Here is an 18,425-nt window from a genome sequence, read left to right as displayed (position 1 = left end):
CCGGGTGACGGAAGTGCACGGCGAGCGTCGAGCCGTGCACGCAGGCGGAGGCCCCAGACTGGCTCCGGGCGCGGCATGAAGGTGGAGTGTGTCCACGTCAGGGGGAGCACTCCATGTCCGGCGAAATCCAGGGCGCCTGGTTCAAGGCCATCCTCGGCTCGATGACGGCGGCGGCGTCGCGTTTTCCCACGCACCAGCGCACCATCAACGGCATGCGCGACGACACGTGGTACGCGTGGGAGGACTACGTGCACATCATGCGCGAGCTGCACAAGTCGCTGGGAGACCGGGCGGTGGAGGCCATCGCCCAGCGCTCGGGGATGCGCACGTTGCCGCTGGCGCGGGCCAAGGGCTTCGACTCGGTGGAGAAGGTGTTCGGAGACTTCGACTCGGTGCTGCGCTCACTGGTGAAGGGGCTGCCCTCGACGGACAGCGCGCGCACGGTGGCCTTCATGCCGCTGGCGGCGGAGCTGGAGAGCGGCTCGCGGCTGCCGGCCCCGCTGCTGTTGGGGACGTTCCGGGGCTTCCTGATGGGCTTCGGGAAGATTGTCACAGAGGCGAAGACGACGCCTCGCATGGGGATGCAGCGCTACTCGCTCAAGTGGATGTGACGCGGGCGCGGGTCACCAGGCGCTCCACGCTCCTCAGGTGGGCGCGGCCGAAGAGGAGCATGGCCAGCACGGCGCCGCAGAGGGCGAGGAACATGTCCCACTGCGCATCCCAGATGTCGCCCTGGGTGCCGAGGAACGCGTCACCGCCGGCCGGGTCCAGCGCGAGCGCGGCCCACCACTCGAGCAGCTCGTAGAAGGCGCTGATGGCGAGCGCCACCGAGCCGGTGAGGAAGTTGAGCCACCCGCCCCGACGCAGCGGCGTGGAGCGCAGCAGGACCTCGCGGATGATGAACGCGGGGAAGAAGCCCTGCACGAAGTGCCCCAGCCGGTCGTAGGGATTGCGGGACAGCTCCAGCGCGTCGCGCACCCAGTTGCCCAGGGGCGTGAGCGCGTAGGTGTAGTAGCCGCCGTAGGTCAGCACGAGGATGTGCAGGAAGACGCAGACGTAGACCCAGCGCGACATCGGGAAGCGGCGGAACGTGGCGGCCAGCGCAATCATACCGGCGAGACCGGGGCCCACCTCCAGCAACCAGTTGAGCTTGCCGGCGGGGCTGAGGAAGAACGTGGCGACGAGGATGGGCGCGAGCACGGCCGCGAGCAGCAGCGGGGTGCGCGCCTCCTCACGGGACCCTCGCACGGGCGGATAGAACGGCGCGACGCTGTCGACGGCGGGAGCGTCGAGCGGGACTGCGGGCTGCATGGCGGGCCTTTGCTCGGTCATGTCCGGACTCGGGGAGGACGGGCGCGGCGCAGCATGGCACGGAGATGGAACGGGCGTCGCCGGGTCGCTCGCGAGCACGCACGCGGGTCATCTCTGGCAGGCTGCGCCGCATGACGACGCGCATCGGCATCATCGGCACCCGGTGGGGACTCATGCACGTGGGCGCGTTCCGCGCGGCGGGCGCGCAGGTGGTGGCGATGTGCGGCCGCTCACCGGAGTCCACGCGCGCGGTGGCCGAGCGTGAGGGGATTCCCCTCGCCACCACGGAGGTCCATGAGCTGTGTGCCGCCGTGGACGCTGTCGTGGTCGCGAGCCCCGATGCACAGCACGCGACGCACCTGCTCACGGCCCTCGAAGCCGGGCGCGCGGTGCTGTGCGAGAAGCCCCTCACGCGCACCGTCGAGGACGCGCGGCGCGTCGTCCTCCGCGCCCGTGCCCTGTCGAGCCCCAGCGCCGTCAACTTCCCCTATCGCATGCTGCCACCCGTACGCGCGCTGAAGTCCTGGCTCTCGGGACGCAAGGTGCAGCACCTCGTCGTCACGCTGCGCACCGGCTTCGTCCCGCGCCATGAATCCAACGTCGAGGACGCCTCGGGAGACTGGGGCGGCCTGTCCCACGTCCTCGATGCCGCGCTGTGGCTGACGGACGCGACGCCGCTGTGGGTACAGGCCACGCTCTCCGGGCGCCCCATCCACACCGCCGCGCTGCACGTCGGGCTCTCCAACGGCGCGGTCCTCGTCCTCACCCACGCCGCCTGCGCGGAGCCCGGAATCCACGGGGGCTGGAGCCTGCTCGGCCAGGACTGGGAGGTGGGCTTCTCCGCGGGCTATGTGCCCTCACGCGAAGGCTGGTGCATCTCCTCCATCCGCGGCTTCGAGCACGGCGGCTGGAGCGACGTCGCCCCCGGCGCCGAGCCCCACCCCGGACAGCTCGAGCCCTGGGCCCAGGCCCACGCGGAGACCGCCCGCAGGTTCCTCGGCCTGCGAAGTCACGCGCCTCGCGACGGGCTCGCCACCCTCGATGACGGTGCCCTCGTGCAAGAGGTCCTCGCGGCGGCGCTCCGCTCCGACTCCGAGGGCCGTCGAGTCCCCGTGCCGCACGAATAGACTCCCGCCACCCACACCCCTGCACCCGAGGACGACCCCATGCCTTCCATCCACCACCACGCTCCGGGCACTCCCAACTGGGTGGACCTGAGCACGCCCGACCTGGAGGGCGCGCGCCGCTTCTACGGCGAGCTCTTCGGCTGGGAGTTCCTCGTCGGTCCGAAGGAGGACGCCCACTACACGATGTGCCAGCTCGGCGGCCGCAAGGTCGCGGGCATGAGCCTGAAGGCCCCCGCCTCACCCGGCCGCGCGTCCTGGGCGCTCTGCTTCGAGGCCGCCGACGCGATGGCCCTGGCCGCGCGTGTCGTGGAACTGGGCGGCAAGCTGGTCGTGCCCCCCACGGATGCCTCGGGCCTGGGGACGTTCGCGTCCTGCGTGGACCCCACCGGCGCGGGCTTCAATCTCTGGCAGTCCGGCAAGCACCAGGGCGCCCAGGTCGTCCGAGAGCCGGGCAGCATGACCTGGCACGACCTGAACACCCGTGATGGCGTCCGCGCGAAGGACTTCTACGCCGCCCTCTTCGGCCTGGAGCCCCGCAAGCGGGACGACATGAGCTACTGGGCCCTCCACCAGGGCGGCGCGCCCGTGGCCGGCGTGCTCCAGATGGGCATCATGTGGCCCAAGGACCTGCCGCCCCACTGGATGAACTATTTCGCCACCGCTGACGTCGACGGGGCGGCCGAGCAGGTCAAACGATTGGGCGGCCACGTCCATGTCCCTCCCACGGACTCGCCCTTCGGACGCTTCTGCATCGTGACGGACTCCGCCGGGGCGGGCTTCACCCTCATCCACCCCACGTAGCCCGTCGCGTCGAGGGCCTGTCGGGCGCAAGCCATTGCAGGGGCCCTCGTTTTCGTCTGGCGAGGGGGCCCACTAGAGTAGCGGGGGAATGTCGTCCCCCACCCCTGGCAGCGCCAACGCCCACCGTCCCGCCGAGCCGTGGCTCGAGGAGCTCGACATCCTCGTGCGGGCCCGCTACCCGCTGCTCTACCTGGTGTCGTGGGAGGAGCACCGCGTGGACGCCATCCTCGCGGAGCTGGCGCGCGCGCACGGCAAGGCGCTGTTCCAGTGGTCCATCACCAAGGGCCTGCGCGCCTCCGGCACCACGCGCGCCGCGCCGCTGCCCGACGACACGCGCAACCCCCTCGACGCGCTGGCCGCCATCGAGAAGCTGGGCGAGCCCGCGCTGGTGGTCCTCAAGGACTTCCATCCCTACCTGGAGGAGAAGGGCGTGGTGCGCGCCCTGCGGGAGCTGGCGCACTTCCTCAAGAGCACCTTCACCACCCTCATCCTCCTGTCGCCCACGCTGCTCATCCCCGTGGAGCTGGAGAAGGAGGTCTCCGTCATCGACGTGCCCATGCCCGGGTACAACGACTTGCTCAAGCTCCTGAGGGAAATCGTCGCGGTGGTGCGCCGCACGAACAAGGCCACCATCGAGCTGTCGCGCGAGCACGCCGACCAGCTCATCAAGGCCGCGCTCGGGCTGACGATGTCGGAGGCGGAGAACGCCTTCGCCAAGGCCATCGCCCATGACGGCAAGCTGGGCCCCGAGGACATCAAGCGCATCCAGGACGAGAAGCGCCAGGTGATTCGCAAGAGCGGGCTGCTCGAGTACTACCCCCCCGAGGAGTCCCTGGGGAACGTGGGCGGCCTGGAGTACCTCAAGGCCTGGCTGAGCCAGCGCACCGCGGCCTTCGGCGAGCGGGCCCGACAATTCGGCCTCCCCGAGCCTCGGGGGCTGCTGCTGCTCGGCGTGCAGGGCTGCGGCAAGAGCCTCACCGCGAAGGCCATCAGCGCGCACTGGAACCTGCCGCTCCTGCGCCTGGACATGGGCCGCATCTTCAGCGGGCTCATCGGCTCGTCCGAGGAGAACCTGCGCAAGGCCATCCGCGTGGCCGAGGGCGTGGCGCCCGTGGTGCTGTGGGTGGATGAAATCGAGAAGGGGCTGTCGGGCGTGGCCTCCTCGAGCACCGCGGACAGCGGCGTGTCCGCGCGCGTCTTCGGCACGCTGCTCACGTGGCTCCAGGAGAAGACAGCGCCCGTGTTCGTCGTCGCCACCGCCAACCGCATCGAGGGCTTGCCCCCGGAGGTGCTGCGCAAGGGCCGCTTCGACGAGATCTTCTTCATCGACCTGCCCGAGCAGGCCGAGCGCGAGGACATCTTCCGCATCCACCTGCGACGCCGGAAGCGCGAGCCCTCGGACTTCGACGTGGCGGAGCTGGCCACGCTCACCCAGGGCTTCAGCGGCGCCGAAATCGAGCAGGTGGTGGTGGCCGGTCTGTATGAAGCCTTCGCGGAGAACTCCGAGCTGGCGCAGCAGCACCTGGTGCGCACCCTGCGGGACACCTTCCCGCTGTCGGTGACGATGCGGGATGAGATTCGCCGCCTGCGCGACTGGGCCAAGGGGCGCACGCGTCCGGCCTCGTCCTCGGGCGCGCTGGTCGAGAGGGCGCCATGAGTCCCAAGCTGTCGCGCTTCCTGCACCTGGAGAAGGACCGGAGCGAGCGCTCGAAGCGCGAGCAACCCTCCCAGTTGCAGGACGGTGGCCGCCGCTTCGAGGACATCGCCGAGCGCGGCGCGCTGCCCCAGGGCGACGTCCCCGAGGCCCACCTGGAGCGCTTCAAGGCGGAGGCCCCCGTGGTGCTGGAGCCGCGCGCCGCGAGCCTGGAAGAGGCCTGGGATTTCCCGCGCTGCGCCATCTGCGACTCCGACAACGGTCGCTTCGCGAAGCTCTGTCAGCAGTGCGGCGCGGACCTGGGGACACCGCAGCAACTGGAGCATCGGGCCAGGCTCGCGGCGGAGCGGCGAGAGGCGCGCACCCGTGAGCAGGGCGAGGAGCGACAGGGCGCGCTCGAACGGCTGGAGCAGGAGCGCCGCGCGGACTCGGAGCGCTACGCGTATCTCCTGGAGAAGCTGCGCGCCGAGGAGCAGTCCTACCGGGGCTGGCGCATCTTCGCGCGGCACTCCACCGTGGGCACGGGGCTCCTGGCGCTGCTGCCCAACACGCTCACGCGGTGCCTCACGGTGGCGGGCTGCGTCGGCGTGTGCGCGGGCCTGATGCGCTTCGGGACGGGCAACACCCGCGTGGTGGGCGCGTGGCTGCTCATCGTCTTCGTGCTGCTGTTCGTGCCCAGGTCGGCGTTGCGCCACCGCTGGCGCCTGCGCTGACCGCTCCCTCTTCCAGCCGAGGAAGCGGTCGCGCTGACACCACCACTACCCGCCGGTGGTCTCTGTCTCCGAGGTGCTCGCCCCGTTGACGGCGATGGGGTGGGTGCCTCCGTTGCCGCGCATGAAGGCCTCGAGCTTCGAGGGCTCGACCTCGATGGGCGCCTTCAGCGGATGCGCCGGGTCGCACACGATGAAGTTGCCACTCTCCGCCATCCCAACGACTGCGACGAAGTGCTCGACGGCGCCACCCCCTCGCGTCCAGGTGTCCGACTTCGCCTTCGTGGCCAGGATCTTCTCCCCTGCGTCATTCGTGTCCGCCACGCCGTCCGCATCCTTGTCCGCGTAGACAAGGTCACCGGGAGCCCGCAGCGCCTCGGGCGTCTCGGGCGTCGCCTTGACGAACTCGAGGAAGGTGCCCAACACCACGACGGTGCTGCCGTTGCGCACGGCCTCGGCGATGGCCGTGGTGTTCGGGGCAACAGAGGCCGTGGTGCCGCCCGCCTTCGTCACGGCGTTCTGGATGTCCACGATGCCCGTGTAGTGGTCGTTCTCCGACTCGCGCAGGATGTTCTTCCCATCCGCGTCCGTGGTGACGCCGTCATCCCCAGAGTCATTCTCCTGGTTGCCCCAGTAGCGCACCGCCTGGACCTCGGCGCCGGTGGTCCGCTGTCCGAGCAGGCTGTCCGGCGGCAGCATGTCGATGAGCGGAATCTCCAGCCCCTCGTTGCGCAGCGCCGTGAGCGTGGCCGCGGGGCCACAGTTCGCGTTCTGCTCATCCCCGCCGACGTCCTTCTCCACTTTGAACTGGTCGACATAGACGGGCTGGTACGCGGCCGCCGCTTCCGTGGTGACATCGGTGGAGCTGGCCGTCGTCGCGGGCGCCTGGGCCGCCTCGGCCTCCGTCAGCTCCCGCGTGAACTCGGTGCTCACCCAGCCCCTGGCGCCGTCGGGCCCGCTCACGTAGACGAAGCCGTTCTGCTCCGGCGTCCCCTCTGGAGGCGCGACGACCTCCAGCCGCGTCGTGTTGCCGAAACCACCGAGCCGCTTGCTGTCCGCGCTCGGCGTCTCCCGCAGATTCACGCCGATTCCCGACGTGACCTGGAGCACGTCCCCCACCTCCAGCGTCGCGTTGCCCTGGCCGCCTCCCTCCATCAAGGGAGGAGGGGGCGGTGGCGGAACCTGCAGCGACATGGGCGCCCGGGCGGGCTTGCCCTGCTCGAACGAGGACACCGCGAAGTCCACCACCGCCTTGGCCGCCGGCTGCATCGCGGGCGGCACCGCCTGCTGGACAGTGGCGTTCGCCACGGTGCGGATGATAGGACCGAGACCCCTACGAATTGCATCAGTCATGTAATTTCCCCCTCTACTGAAAACATTCTACTCGAAATGTTTTCACATGACCAGGGCCCGGCGTTCATCCGTCATCTGGACGCGGGCTGGTCACGTCAGGAGGGGAGGCCGAGCGCCACCAGGGCGGCGGCCACCACCTGCTTCACGGGGACCCCGGCGGCCTCGGCGACGCGGCGGCAGTCCTCGAACTCCGGATGCGCGTTGAGGACGGCGCCGTCACGCAGGCCCCGCTTCACGCGGACGCGGCCCCAGGGCGTCTCCACCTCCACCCAGTCGCGCGCCAGGGCCTGACGCTCGACGCGGTGGTAGCGCACGCCCAGGGACGTGGACTCGCGCAGGAGCAGGTCCACCGTGGTGTCGCGCAGGCCGCCCTCCACCAGCGCGCTCAAGAGGTGGCCCGGGCGGCTCTTCTTCATCACGACGGGCGCCACCCACGCGTCCAGCGCGCCCACCGCGAGCAGCCGCTCCACCAGGTGCCCCAAGAGCTGCGGCGTGGCGTCGTCCAGGTTGGCCTCCACCACCCACAGGCCCTCGGTGCGCGAGTCCTCCAGCCGCCCCAGCGACGCGCGCAGCACGTTGGGCCGGTCGCGGAAGTCCTTCGTGCCCACGCCGTAGCCCACCTTCTCGACGATGAAGTCGGGCGGGTGGCCAATCTTCGCGAGCACCTTGAGCAGCGCCGCTCCGGTGGGCGTGGTCAGCTCGCCCACGCCCTCGAAGCGCACGGGGACATCGCGCAAGAGCTCCAGCGTGGCCGGCACGGGGATGGGCATCATGCCGTGCGCCACGCGGATGGAGCCGCTGCCCAGGGGCGGCGGCGCCGCGTGGACCTCCGGGTCGCCCATGAGCTCCAGCACCACCGCCGCGCCGCAGATGTCGACGATGGAGTCCACCGCGCCCACCTCGTGGAAGTGGATGTCGTCGATGGAGACGCCGTGCACCTTCGCCTCGGCCTCGCCAATCGCGCGGAACACCGCGAGCGCCCGCTCCTTCGCGCGAGGCGGCAGCGTGGACGCGGACTCGATGAGGCGGCGGATGTCCGCGTAGGCGCGGTGCGGATGGGCCTCGCGCGCGTCCAGCACCACGTCCAGGTGCGTGCCGCTGATGGCGTGGCGCACCGCGCGGCCCACCGCCAGCTTCCAGCCCGGGACGCTCAGCCCTCGCAGCGCCGCCTCAATCGCCGCGGGCTCCAATCCCAGGTCGATGCCCGCCGCCAGGAACATGTCCCCGGCGATGCCGCCCACCGGCTCCAGGTAGAGGATGCGTCGCATGCCGCTCACCGCCGCCCCTTCGTGCGCGAGACGAGCGCGGCGTAGAAGCCCCCACCGAAGCCGTTGTCGATGTTCACCGTCGCCACGTTGGAGGCGCACGAGTTCACCATCGCCAGCAGCGCGGACACGCCCTTGAAGTTGGCGCCGTAGCCCACCGACGTGGGCACCGCGACGATGGGGATGCCGACGAGCCCGCCCAACGCGCTCGCCAGCGCGCCCTCCATGCCCGCCACCACCACCGCGGCGTGGCACTCCTGAATCTCCTCCCGGCGCCGCAAGAGCCGGTGGATGCCCGCCACGCCCACGTCGTAGACGCGGCGCACCTCCGCGCCCATGGCCTCGGCCGTCACCGCGGCCTCCTCCGCCACGGGGATGTCGCTGGTGCCCGCGGTGACGATGGCCACGCGGCCCGCGCGCACCTTGCCCTGTTTGAGATGGAAGATGCGCGCCACCGGGTGGTACAGGCCCTTGGGGAAGCGGGCCACCAGCGCCTCCGCCTTGTCCGGCTGCAGCCGCGTCACCAGCACCGTCTGCTTGCGCTCCACCAGCGCGCCGACGATGCCCAGCAGCTGCTCCACCGTCTTGGGCTCGCCCAGCACCACCTCCGGGAAGCCGAAGCGCAGGTTGCGGTGGGTGTCGAGCGTCGCGTACCCCAGCTCCGCGAAGGGGAGGTCCTTGAGCTTGCCCACGGCGTCATCCACCGAGACGCGGCCCGACTTCACGCTCCCCAGGAGCTGCTTCAGCGCCTTCTCATCCATGGCGCCCCTGTACCCCGAAACGGGCTACACGCCCAGCCGCGCCAGGAGCGCCCGGGAGCTGTCGCGCTCCAGCACCAGCAACAGCTGCCCGCTCACCGGGGGCGTGGCCGCCGCCATGAAGCGCGCCTCCAGCACCACCACGCGGCCAGGGTCGCCCTCCACCTGCCCCACCGCCGCGCCCACCAGCTCGCGAGCGCTCGCCCGCCGCAGCGTGGGCACCGACGGCATCAGCCGCCAGGACGTCAGCTTGCCGATGGCGGACAGGCACGCGCTCGCGACGATGTTCGCCGCCTCCGACACCGCGCTGTCGCGCTCGGCCTGCCCGCACTCCTGCGCGCCCAGCAGCAGCGTCTCCAGCGCCTGCGCATCCGAGGCCGGCAGGGCCAGCATCAGCACGCCCCTCAAGGCGCCCGTGATGGCGAGCCAGGCCGCCACCGCGGACGCGTCGCCGCCCAACAGCCCCGCGGCGTCCTCGGGGCCGGTGAGCACCACGCGGGGGACGGACAGGTCCACCTGACGTCCGCCCATGAGCCGGGAGAGCGCGTTGGCCGCATGGCCGCAGCCGATGTTGGCCACCTCGCGCAGGGCATCGAGCTGCGCATCGCTGGGAAGAGGCGGGCTCACGCGGACAGTAACCTCGGAACATCCAGGATGAAGACCGGACGGCCGCTGCCGAGGATGGTCACCCCGGAGAGGCCGGGCAACAGGTCCAGCGGGCGCGACAGCGGCTTGAGCACCACTTCCTCCTGGCCGAGCAGCCGGTCCACACCCAGCGCCACCCGTCCGGAGTCCCCCTCCATCACCACGAAGGGCCGCACCCCGCGCAGGCCGGGCGCCGGCACGCCGACGAGCGAGTCCAGCGCGTGCACGGGCAACAGCGAGTTGCCGTGCGGCAGGAGCGCCGTCTCGCGGCTGCGGCTGAGCGCGTCGCTGTCCGCCTCCGTGGCGCCCACCACCTTGGCGATGGGCAGACCGAAGACCTCCTCGCCCACCTCCACGAGCAGCAGGTGCACCACCGCCACCGTCAGCGGCAGCCGCAGCGTGAAGCGCGTGCCCCGGCCCGTCTCGCTGTCGATTTCGAGCGTGCCACCCACGCTCTCCACCACGCGCTTGACGGCGTCCATGCCCACGCCTCGGCCGGAGATGTCCGTCACGTCCTTGGCCGTGGACACGCCCGGCAGGCACGACAGCATGAAGGCCTCGCGGTCCGTCATCCGCGCGGCGGCCTCCGGGGTGAGCAGGCCGCGAGCCACCGCGGCGGACTTCAGCTTCGCGGGGTTCATGCCGCGGCCGTCGTCCTCCAGCTCGATGATGACGCGGTCCCTGGCGCGCTTGACGGCCACGAGCACGCGCCCGCGCGGGCCCTTCTTCGCGGCGACGCGCTCCTCGGGCGACTCCAGGCCGTGGTCGATGCAGTTGCGCAGCAGGTGCAGCAGCGGGTCCGCCAGCTCGTCGAGGATGGCGCGGTCCAGCTCGATTTCGGCGCCGGTGATGACCAGGTCGACCTCGCGCTCCTTGCGCCGGGCGATGTCGCGCGCGGCGCGGGGGAGCCGGTCGGTGATGAGCGACAGCGGCGTCATGCGCGCCGTCATCACCTTGTCGTGCAGGTCCTTCACCAGCGTGTGCAGCCGGTAGACGCCCTCCTCCAGCGCGGGGCGCACGTTCTCCGGCAGCACCTTGCCCACCTCGCGCAGGCGCGCCGTGGCGAGCATCAGCTCACCCACGGTGTCGAGAAAGTAGTCGAGCAGCTCCGTGCGCACGCGCACCGTGCGCGACGAGGAGTCCGCGCCCACGCCGCGCCCCGCCTCCGACGCCGACGCCGGGGCGACCACGGGGAGGGGGACCGCCACGGCGGGCTTCACCGAGACGACGTCCACCTCGGCCACGTTCTTGAGCGACTGCTGGATGCCCGCCTCGCCCACGGACGTCTCCAGCTCCAGCTGGATGTAGCCGTCCGGGATGCGACCGGCCTTGAGCTCCTCGAGCGCGGGCCGCAGGTCCACCAGCGTGCCCAGCGTGGTGAGCCGCTTGTGCACCAGGAAGGCGCGCACGCCGGGCACCTGGCACGTGGGGGAGATGCGCAGCCGCACCGCCCAGCGCTGCGTGCCGCCTTCGGGGCGCTCGCCGGGCAGCGGCGCCGTGGAGGCCGCCTTGAGCGCCGTGCCCAGGTCGTTCAACGCCACGTCACCGAGTCCGAGCGGGGCTCCCGTGGACGCGTTGCCGTGCGGAGAGGACGCGGGCGCGCCGATGCCGAGCACCTCGCGCACACCGCCGACCCCCGGGTCCAATGAGGTCAGTCGGGGAGGGACCGGCGACTGGGGACCGAGGTCCGCGCCGCTCGTGCCCGTGGGGCCGTTCGATGGGGAGGACGTGCCGGGAGCGGCACCGGACGCAGAGGCTGGACCACTGGCCGTGCCGCCCGGTGAACCGTTGCCGCCCGTCGAGCTCACGCCGCTCGTCGAGCCTGCACCGTCACTCGCGCCGCCAGACGAGCCCGCACCACCTGCCGCGCCCGTCGCGCCCCTGCTGCCCGCCCCCGGGCCGCCGGTCGTGCCCGAGCCACCCCCGCCAGCACCACCATCCGTCGAGCCCGCGCCGGAGGAACCACCACCCGTGGCACCCGAACCACCCGTCGAGCCCGCGCCAGAGGCGCCACCACCGCCTGCGCCGGAGCCACCCGTCGAGCCCGCGCCCGAACCACTCGCGCCGGAGCCACCCGTCGAGCCCGCGCCCGAACCACTCGCGCCAGAGCCACCACCCGTCGCGCCCGAGCCGCCAGTCGTGCCCGAACCACCCGTCCCGGAACCACCACCCGTCGCGCCCGAACCACTCGCGCCAGAGCCACCACCCGCCGTGCCCGTGCCGCCCCCGGAGCCGCCCGAGGAATCTCCGCCGTCGGAGCCCTCCGGCTTGAGCACGGTCACCTTCGCGACGCGCGTGGCGGTGGGGGCATGGCCCGTCATCGTGGTGACGCGGGCGGCGAGCTGCGCCAGGAGCGGGGCGGCTTCATCCGGAGGATGTCCCTCGGCCACGGCGCGCACCTGCGCCAGCAGCGTGTCCGAGGCACTCAGCAGCAGGTCCACCAGGTCCCGGTCCAGCCGGCTGCGGTCCTGCCGCACGGCGTCCACCAGGTCCTCCACCCGGTGCGCCAGAATCGCGATGGGCTCGAAGCCCATCGACGACGCCATGCCCTTCACGGAGTGGGCGTGGCGGAACATCGAGTCCACGGCGCTCGAGGACCCCTCGCGCTCCAGCTGTACCAGGTCCCTGCCGAGCGCCTCGAGGTGCTCGGTGGCCTCCGAGATGAAGAGGCCCAGGTAACGGGACATGTCCATCGTCATGCCCGACCTCGTTCAGAAAGCGCCGAGTGACCGCCCGCGGGCGACGTCGCTCACGCCCCTCCCACTCCCAGGACCTTCTTCACCACACCCAGCACGTCCTCGGCGCGGAACGGCTTGACGATGAAGTCCGAGGCGCCCGCCTCGATGGCCTCCATCACCAGGCTCTCCTGACCGAGCGCGGAGCACATGATGACCACCGCGCTGCTGTCGTGCTTGATGATCTCCCGCGTCGCCTCGATGCCGCTCTTGAACGGCATGACGATGTCCATCGTCGTGAGGTCGGGCTTGAGCTCCTTGTACTTCTCCACGGCCTCCAGGCCATTGGCCGCTTCGCCGACGACCTCGAACCCTCCAGACGCGAAGATGTCCTTGATCATGTTGCGCATGAAGATGGCATCGTCGACGACCAGGACCCGCTTAGCCATGTGAAGAACTCCGCCTCCGAATCGCCTAGCCTAGAGGAGCGCGCACACTAGCACCCGCGCTTTCCAGGGGGCTACTCACTTGGAATGGGTGAACAAGGCAACCACCGCGGCGTCCAGTCCCTCCGGGTCCAGCACGGTCACTCCCAGCCCACCCAGCCGGGCGACGCCACGGATGGCCGGTGTCGACTTCCCCGGCGCCGTGCTCACCCGCTCGACCGCCTCGATTCCATCCACATCCGTCACCAACAGTCCCAGATCCCTCCGGCCGCGGTCCAGAAGAACCACGCGGGACGGGGGCGAGGCCCCATCCGGGAGCCCCAACAGCTGGCGCAGCTCCACCACCGTCACCACCCGGCCCCGCAGGTTCATCACCCCGGTAATCGCAGCCGGCGCGCGCGGCACCCGGGTGAAGCGCTCCGGAGGCACGACGACCTCCCGCACCGCCGACAAGGGCAGTCCGTAGCGCTCCTTCTCCACCCGGAAGATGACGTGCCGCACAGAGGTCGTGTTGTATCAGCTTTGCATTGAGCGGGACGCCGTGGCGCGTCGCGCCGTGCGGGGCCGCTTCCCCCCGGGCGCCACTTTCCTCGCGGACGGTTTGCCTGCCGCCGCAGCCACCTTCTTGCCAGGACGCTTCACCTGCGCGCCCGAGGTCTTCGAGCCTGCGGGTGCCGCCTTCACCCCCACGGCCTTCGCCTCCACGCCCGTCGACTTCACGTTCGCGCTCACCGTCTTCGGCTTCGTGGCGGCTGGCTTCAGCTTCGCGTCCGACGACTTCACCTTCGCGCTCGCGGTCTTCGGCTTCGTGGCGGCTGGCTTCACCTTCGCGCCCGTCGACTTCGCCTTCGCGCTCACCGTCTTCGGCTTCGCGGCGGCGGGCTTCAGCTTCGCGCCCGTCGACTTCACCTTCGCGCTCGCCGTCGTCAGCTTCGCGGCGGCCGGCTTCGCCTTCGCGCCCGACGCCTTCACCGTCGCGCCCGACACCGTCGACTCCGCGCCCACCGCCTTCGTCTTGCTCGCGGCGGACTTCTTCACCACGGCCGCACCGTCCCCCAGGGACTTGGGCGCCACGGCGCGGAAGCTCTCCTGGATCCACAGGGCCATCAGCTCCACCGGGACCTCCTGTCCGGGGGAGAAGCGCGCCGTCACCCAGCCGCTCTTGCCCAGGCCGTAGCCCGTGGGCTCGGCGAACGGGAGCATCAGCGCCGCCTCGTTGGACGTGGGCAGCTTGGTCGTGACGCGCAGCCCCTCCTCGTCGAGCACGAGGATGGCGAACATCTTCCCGCGCACCTTCGCGGTGCGGTGTCCCCAGGGGAACTCCTCGGTGACGTCCGGCAGGGCGAGCATCACCTCGCGCAGCCGCGCCTCCGCGGCGCCCAACACGACGGTGGCGCCCTGGCTCATGGCCCCAGACGGAAGCTGCGCACCACGCTCTGCAGCTCGACGGAGAGGTTGGTCAGCTCGCTCGCCAGCGACGTCATCCGCGACACGGCGGCCGTCTGCTCCTGGATGACGGACTGGATGGCCTCGGTGGAGGCGGCGTTGTTGCGCGCCACCAGCTTGATCTCCTCGATGGCCTTCACCATCTCCTCGCTGCCCTTGTGCTGCTCGCGGGTGCTCTCGGAGATGAGGTGCACCTTCTCGGAGCCCTTGCGGATGGTGTCGGTGATGGCGCCCATGGAGCGCACGATGTTGGTGAGGTCCTCGCGGCCCTCCGCCAGCTCCGCGATGCCCTCCTTCATGGCGCTCACCACGGACGTCGACTGACCGGAGATGTCGCGCGCCAGCTTGGAGATCTGCTCGGCGGAACGGCCCGCGCTCTCCGCCAGCTTGCGCACCTCGTCGGCCACCACCGCGAAGCCTCGGCCGTACTCACCCGCGCGCGCCGCTTCAATCGTCGCGTTGAGCGCCAGCAGGTTCGTCTGCTGCGCCACCTGGGTGATGGCGTCGACGATCTTCGAGATCTCCTGCGTCTTCTCGCCGAAGGCGAACACCTGCTGGCTGGCGGACTCGATGCGGTTGAAGACCTTCTTCACCTTGTCGCCGGCCAGCCGCGCCGCCTTGGAGCCATCCTCCGCCGCGCTGCTCGTCTCCGCCGTCGTGCGCGCCGCGTCCTCCGCGCTGCCCGTCGTGCGCTGGATGCTGCTGGCCATCTCCGTGATGACCTTGGAGGCCTTGGACACCAGCTGCGACTGCGTCTCCGCGCCGCCCGCGATGATGTTCATCGACGAGCCCACTTCCTCCGTGGAGCCGTTGACGTTCTCCGCCGAGCGCTGCAGGTCGATGGCCGTGTCGGCCACGCTCTTGGCCGTCTCTTGAATCTTGCCCACCAGCTCGCGCAGGTTCTCCTGCATGCGGATGATGGCGCCCGTCAGCTCGTCGATTTCGTCGCGCGTGCTGCCGCCCTCGGCGGCCACCGGCTTGGACAGGTCCCCCTGCGAAATCTCGTACGCGGAGTTGCTCAGCACCTTCACGCGCGTGACGCGCGCCAGCAGCGACGGCAGCGCGAAGGCGGCAAGGCCGGTGATTCCAATGGCCCCGAGCATCCGGATGGCCACCTTCCACTCCGCCACCTGGTCCAGGCCCAGCATCTCGACCAGCCCTTGCGCCAGCGGCTCCGAGGCGACCATCCAGATGGTGAGCGCCAGCCCCAGCACCACGTAACCCTTGGTGATGCTGGACTGGAGGGAGACCACCTTGGTCGTACGACGCCCGTCCACCGCGGCGCGCACCAGGCGCTGCAGGGGCTCGCGGCGAGGCGTCAATCCGGGGGCAGTGTCGTCACGTAGGGGACGGCGCACGGGATGCTTTCGGGGGAGGGGCGGAAGCGCCCTGGGTTTAGCCTTGCTGTCGGGCAGGGTCAATCCACCCGGGAGGCTTGTCGGAAGTGGTCGAACCCGCCCGGCCGGCGCACGTCGCGTCCGGACTCGTCGTGGATCACCCACCCCACCCCCTCCGAGAGCGCCCCCACGCGCGTCACCGGATGGCCGCCCCGAGCACACGCCCGCTCGAAGGCACGCCCCCGCGCCGAGGGGACGGCCATGAGCAGCTCGTAGTCCTCCCCGCCCGCCAGCGCCCCCTCGGGGCCCAGCTCCCGCCGCACCGCGGCCGACATCGGCAGCTTCGCCAGCTCCACCACCGCGCGCACCCCGGACGCGGTGCACAGGTGACCCAGGTCCTGTGCAAGACCATCGGAAACATCCAGTGCCGCGGATGCGAAGCGCGCGGCGAGCTGGCCCAGGGCGACGCGAGGTCGGGGTCGGCGTTGGCGTTGGACGCTGGCGCCGCGCTTCACCCCGGCGCGCAGGTGGGCGAGCCCCAGCCTCGCGTCGCCGAGCGTGCCGGACACGTAGAGCCAGTCACCGGGCCGGGCCCCCGCGCGGGTGAGCGGAGGGCGGGAGAGCTCGCCGGTGGCGGTGATGGTGATGGACAGCTCGCGCGCGGAGGTGAAGTTGCCGCCCACCAGCGCCACGCGGTGCTCGCGGGCGAGCGCCGCCATGCCCCGGGCGATGCCCGACAGGTGCGCGGGAGGGAAGTCCCTGGGCAGCGCGAGCGCGCAGACGAACCAGCGCGGCGTGGCGCCCATGGAGGCCACGTCCGAGAGGTTCACCGCGAGCGCCTTGTGGCCGATGTCCGCGGGGGAGAAGGACGCGCGGGTGAAGTGCACGTCCTCCACCACGGCGTCGGTGGTGACGCACAGCGCCCCGCGCGAGGGCGCGAGCACCGCGCAGTCGTCCCCGGGGCCCACCGGCACCCGGGCCTTGGGGAAGTGGCCGAGGAAGCGGCGGATGAAGTCGAACTCACCAGGCATCGTCCGACAGCAAAGACCAAGGGCGCGTCTATTGGAAGACGCTGAGGCCCACGCCGGGCACCTCGCCCCCGTGCAGCCAGGTGGCCACGGCGTCGCCCCGCGCGCCCACGGCCACGTGCGCAAAGCCCGTCTGTGCGGAGGTCTCCGTGTCGAGCCAGGTCGCGGGTCCCCAGCCTCGGCCGAGGACGTAGCGACTGGCGGCGATGCGCCGGCCGCCCTCGACCTCCTGGGTCCAGACGGCGAGCGACTCCCACGCGCTCACCGACACCACCCGCGGGTCCAGGGCGACGAGCCCCTTCGGCGGCGGGGCCACGTCCTCGCGCGGACGGAAGCCGCGGGTGAAGTCGAAGGGCCGGCTGGACAAGCGGGTGACGCCGTCGCGCGCGCGGGGCCAGACCACCAGGGTGCGTCCCTCCCGCTCCGCGGTGGCCTGGGCCGCGCCGGAGCTGCCGAGGACCTCCTCCAGGCGCTCGGGCGTGGACCAGCCCGAGCCGGGCACGAAGCGCCGCGCCCACAGCTCCACCTCCACCGCGCCCAGGCCGCTCCACAGCGCGAGCGCCGTGCCGCCCGGCCCCGCCACGGGCTCCGCGTAGAAGCCGTCCACGCCTGGAGGGCTCAGGCGCTCCGCGGCGCTCCAGCCCTCGGAGGGGGTCCACCGGCTGAACCACGCCACGGGGATGCCCTCCAGCTCGTCGAAGCGGTCCCACCCCACCACCACGTGGCCGTCCGAGCTCACCGACACCCGAGGCGCCAGGGAGAAGCCCGGCGCGGGCGTGTCGATGCGGCGCGCGGGCTCCCAGCCCATCGCGGGCGAGCCGCGGGTGGTCCAGACGTTCTCGCTGAACGTGTCGCCGTCGAACTGCGTCCAGATGACGGTGAAGCCGCCCGCCGCGTCGCGCGCGAGTTCCAGGTGAGTCGCGTCTCCCAGGGGATGCGCCAGCACACGGTCCGCCTTGCTCCATCCCTCGCCCGGCACGTGCCGCGCGGACCACAGCTGCGTCGCCGTCGAGCCCTCGCTCTGGAGCCACATCAACAGCACGCGACCCTCGCCGTCGGCGACGACCTGCGGCTGCCGCACCCGGAGCTCGTCGTCCGGGAGCTCGCGGAAGAGGTCCACCTTGCGCGCGGAAGACCATCCCGTGGTCGGCGTGTACTCGCTGGCCCACAGCCACGCGTCGAGTCCGTCGCTCTCGGTCCACACCGCCATCGCGCGGCCGGACTCCGTCACGGCCACCCGGGGCGTCGCCACCTCCAGGCCCGGAGTTCCCACGAGACACGGCGTGGCCCACCACGAGCGGCCCGTCAGGTCCACCGCGGTCTGCGCCGATGGCGCCACGGACGAGAGCCCCGTACGAGCACTCCACGCCTCGAGCCGCTCGGAAGTCCCCGCCCGCGAGAGCTCCGCGTGGGTTCGCCACGAAGCGAAGTGCTCAGGCGCTTCCACGGACAACGCGCGCGCGCGCCCCTCGCCAGCCCGCCACGCCTCGGGCGACCCCGACGACCCTACCCGCGCAAGCCCCGCACGGGCGCTCCCCGCCTCGAGCCGCTCGGGCGCTCGCGCCCCCACCGCCGACGGCGTGCGCGCGAGCCCCACGCGGGCCCTCCACGCCTCGAGCCGCTCGGGCGGGCGCACCCGCAGCGGCACCTGACCGGGCCTCCCGGGCTCCACGGCGGCGGGACGCTCCGGACAGAAGCCCGGCGGCGGTGGCCGGGGTGGCGCGTCTCCGCAGGCCAGCAAGCCCATCACCAGCACGCTCATCACCACCGTGTTCCGCATCCGTGCTCCTGTCGTCACCAGGTTGTCTCTCGTGCCCACCCAGACAGAACGCCCCACCGGCGCCAGGCGCGTCGGTGGGGCGGCGGTGC

17 protein-coding genes are annotated in these 18,425 nt (G+C 71.7%); 5 read left to right on the top strand and 12 right to left on the bottom strand.

Features of this window, described 5'->3' with window-relative positions; all coding sequences use genetic code 11:
* Nucleotides 1-113: 113 nt before the first annotated feature.
* A complete protein-coding gene (locus VZQ01_RS24615; protein WP_046716492.1) occupies nucleotides 114-611 on the top strand; it encodes a hypothetical protein in 498 nt (165 codons plus the stop codon).
* On the opposite strand, the gene VZQ01_RS24610 is transcribed toward VZQ01_RS24615, so the two are convergent.
* Nucleotides 598-1,311 (bottom strand): DUF2238 domain-containing protein, encoded by a 714-nt coding sequence (locus tag VZQ01_RS24610; protein WP_426744830.1) that lies wholly within the window; start codon nucleotides 1,309-1,311, stop codon nucleotides 598-600. The two genes, VZQ01_RS24615 and VZQ01_RS24610, sit on opposite strands and share 14 nt — an antisense overlap.
* Nucleotides 1,312-1,442: 131 nt before the next feature.
* Between VZQ01_RS24610 and VZQ01_RS24605 the strand changes: the two genes are divergently transcribed.
* The 4 genes from VZQ01_RS24605 to VZQ01_RS24590 all read left to right on the top strand — a co-directional run bounded on the left by VZQ01_RS24605 (nucleotide 1,443) and on the right by VZQ01_RS24590 (nucleotide 5,606).
* A complete protein-coding gene (locus VZQ01_RS24605; RefSeq protein WP_426744828.1) occupies nucleotides 1,443-2,438 on the top strand; it encodes a Gfo/Idh/MocA family protein in 996 nt (331 codons plus the stop codon).
* A 39-nt stretch (nucleotides 2,439-2,477) separates the two neighbouring features.
* Nucleotides 2,478-3,239, top strand: a complete 762-nt coding sequence (locus VZQ01_RS24600; RefSeq protein WP_426744826.1) for a VOC family protein — start codon at nucleotides 2,478-2,480, stop codon at nucleotides 3,237-3,239.
* An 88-nt stretch (nucleotides 3,240-3,327) separates the two neighbouring features.
* Complete coding sequence (locus tag VZQ01_RS24595) at nucleotides 3,328-4,896, top strand: Ycf46 family AAA ATPase (RefSeq protein ID WP_223750699.1); 1,569 nt, start codon at nucleotides 3,328-3,330, stop codon at nucleotides 4,894-4,896.
* Complete coding sequence (locus tag VZQ01_RS24590; protein ID WP_426744823.1) at nucleotides 4,893-5,606, top strand: hypothetical protein; 714 nt, start codon at nucleotides 4,893-4,895, stop codon at nucleotides 5,604-5,606. The genes VZQ01_RS24595 and VZQ01_RS24590 overlap by 4 nt, the downstream gene beginning before the upstream one ends.
* 45 nt (nucleotides 5,607-5,651) lie before the next feature.
* Here VZQ01_RS24590 and VZQ01_RS24585 read toward each other — a convergent pair whose 3' ends face one another.
* The 11 genes from VZQ01_RS24585 to VZQ01_RS24535 form a co-directional block, all read right to left on the bottom strand.
* Nucleotides 5,652-6,911 carry an SH3 domain-containing protein gene (locus VZQ01_RS24585; protein ID WP_426744822.1) on the bottom strand — a complete coding sequence of 420 codons (1,260 nt, stop codon included), beginning with the start codon at nucleotides 6,909-6,911 and terminating at the stop codon, nucleotides 5,652-5,654.
* A gap of 140 nt (nucleotides 6,912-7,051) precedes the next feature.
* Nucleotides 7,052-8,224, bottom strand: coding sequence for a nickel pincer cofactor biosynthesis protein LarC (larC, locus tag VZQ01_RS24580; protein WP_426744820.1), 1,173 nt, complete (start codon nucleotides 8,222-8,224; stop codon nucleotides 7,052-7,054).
* 5 nt (nucleotides 8,225-8,229) lie between these two features.
* Nucleotides 8,230-8,982: a nickel pincer cofactor biosynthesis protein LarB gene (gene larB / locus VZQ01_RS24575; protein WP_046716500.1), complete on the bottom strand. Its 753-nt coding sequence runs from the start codon at nucleotides 8,980-8,982 to the stop codon at nucleotides 8,230-8,232.
* Between the two features lie 24 nt (nucleotides 8,983-9,006).
* A complete protein-coding gene (locus tag VZQ01_RS24570) occupies nucleotides 9,007-9,606 on the bottom strand; it encodes a chemotaxis protein CheC (protein WP_426744818.1) in 600 nt (199 codons plus the stop codon).
* Nucleotides 9,603-12,323 (bottom strand): chemotaxis protein CheA, encoded by a 2,721-nt coding sequence (locus VZQ01_RS24565; RefSeq protein ID WP_426744816.1) that lies wholly within the window; start codon nucleotides 12,321-12,323, stop codon nucleotides 9,603-9,605. The genes VZQ01_RS24570 and VZQ01_RS24565 overlap by 4 nt, the downstream gene beginning before the upstream one ends.
* A 50-nt stretch (nucleotides 12,324-12,373) precedes the next feature.
* The gene (locus VZQ01_RS24560) at nucleotides 12,374-12,748 is read right to left on the bottom strand and encodes a response regulator (RefSeq protein WP_046716503.1); all 375 of its coding nucleotides are present in this window, start codon (nucleotides 12,746-12,748) and stop codon (nucleotides 12,374-12,376) included.
* 75 nt (nucleotides 12,749-12,823) lie between these two features.
* Nucleotides 12,824-13,246, bottom strand: a complete 423-nt coding sequence (locus VZQ01_RS24555) for a chemotaxis protein CheW (protein ID WP_046716504.1) — start codon at nucleotides 13,244-13,246, stop codon at nucleotides 12,824-12,826.
* Nucleotides 13,247-13,261: 15 nt separating this feature from the next.
* Nucleotides 13,262-14,152: an MmcQ/YjbR family DNA-binding protein gene (locus VZQ01_RS24550; RefSeq protein WP_426744814.1), complete on the bottom strand. Its 891-nt coding sequence runs from the start codon at nucleotides 14,150-14,152 to the stop codon at nucleotides 13,262-13,264.
* Complete coding sequence (locus VZQ01_RS24545) at nucleotides 14,149-15,492, bottom strand: methyl-accepting chemotaxis protein (protein ID WP_255653669.1); 1,344 nt, start codon at nucleotides 15,490-15,492, stop codon at nucleotides 14,149-14,151. Before VZQ01_RS24545 ends, VZQ01_RS24550 begins: the two co-directional genes overlap by 4 nt.
* A gap of 116 nt (nucleotides 15,493-15,608) precedes the next feature.
* Nucleotides 15,609-16,559, bottom strand: a complete 951-nt coding sequence (gene thiL, locus VZQ01_RS24540; RefSeq protein ID WP_223750691.1) for a thiamine-phosphate kinase — start codon at nucleotides 16,557-16,559, stop codon at nucleotides 15,609-15,611.
* A 28-nt stretch (nucleotides 16,560-16,587) separates the two neighbouring features.
* Complete coding sequence (locus tag VZQ01_RS24535) at nucleotides 16,588-18,336, bottom strand: hypothetical protein (protein ID WP_426744812.1); 1,749 nt, start codon at nucleotides 18,334-18,336, stop codon at nucleotides 16,588-16,590.
* Nucleotides 18,337-18,425: the final 89 nt, after the last annotated feature.

This window comes from Myxococcus faecalis (assembly GCF_050039385.1).
GTDB classification, from domain to species: Bacteria; Myxococcota; Myxococcia; order Myxococcales; family Myxococcaceae; genus Myxococcus; species Myxococcus fulvus.
This window is presented reverse-complemented; position numbering and strand designations above follow the sequence as displayed.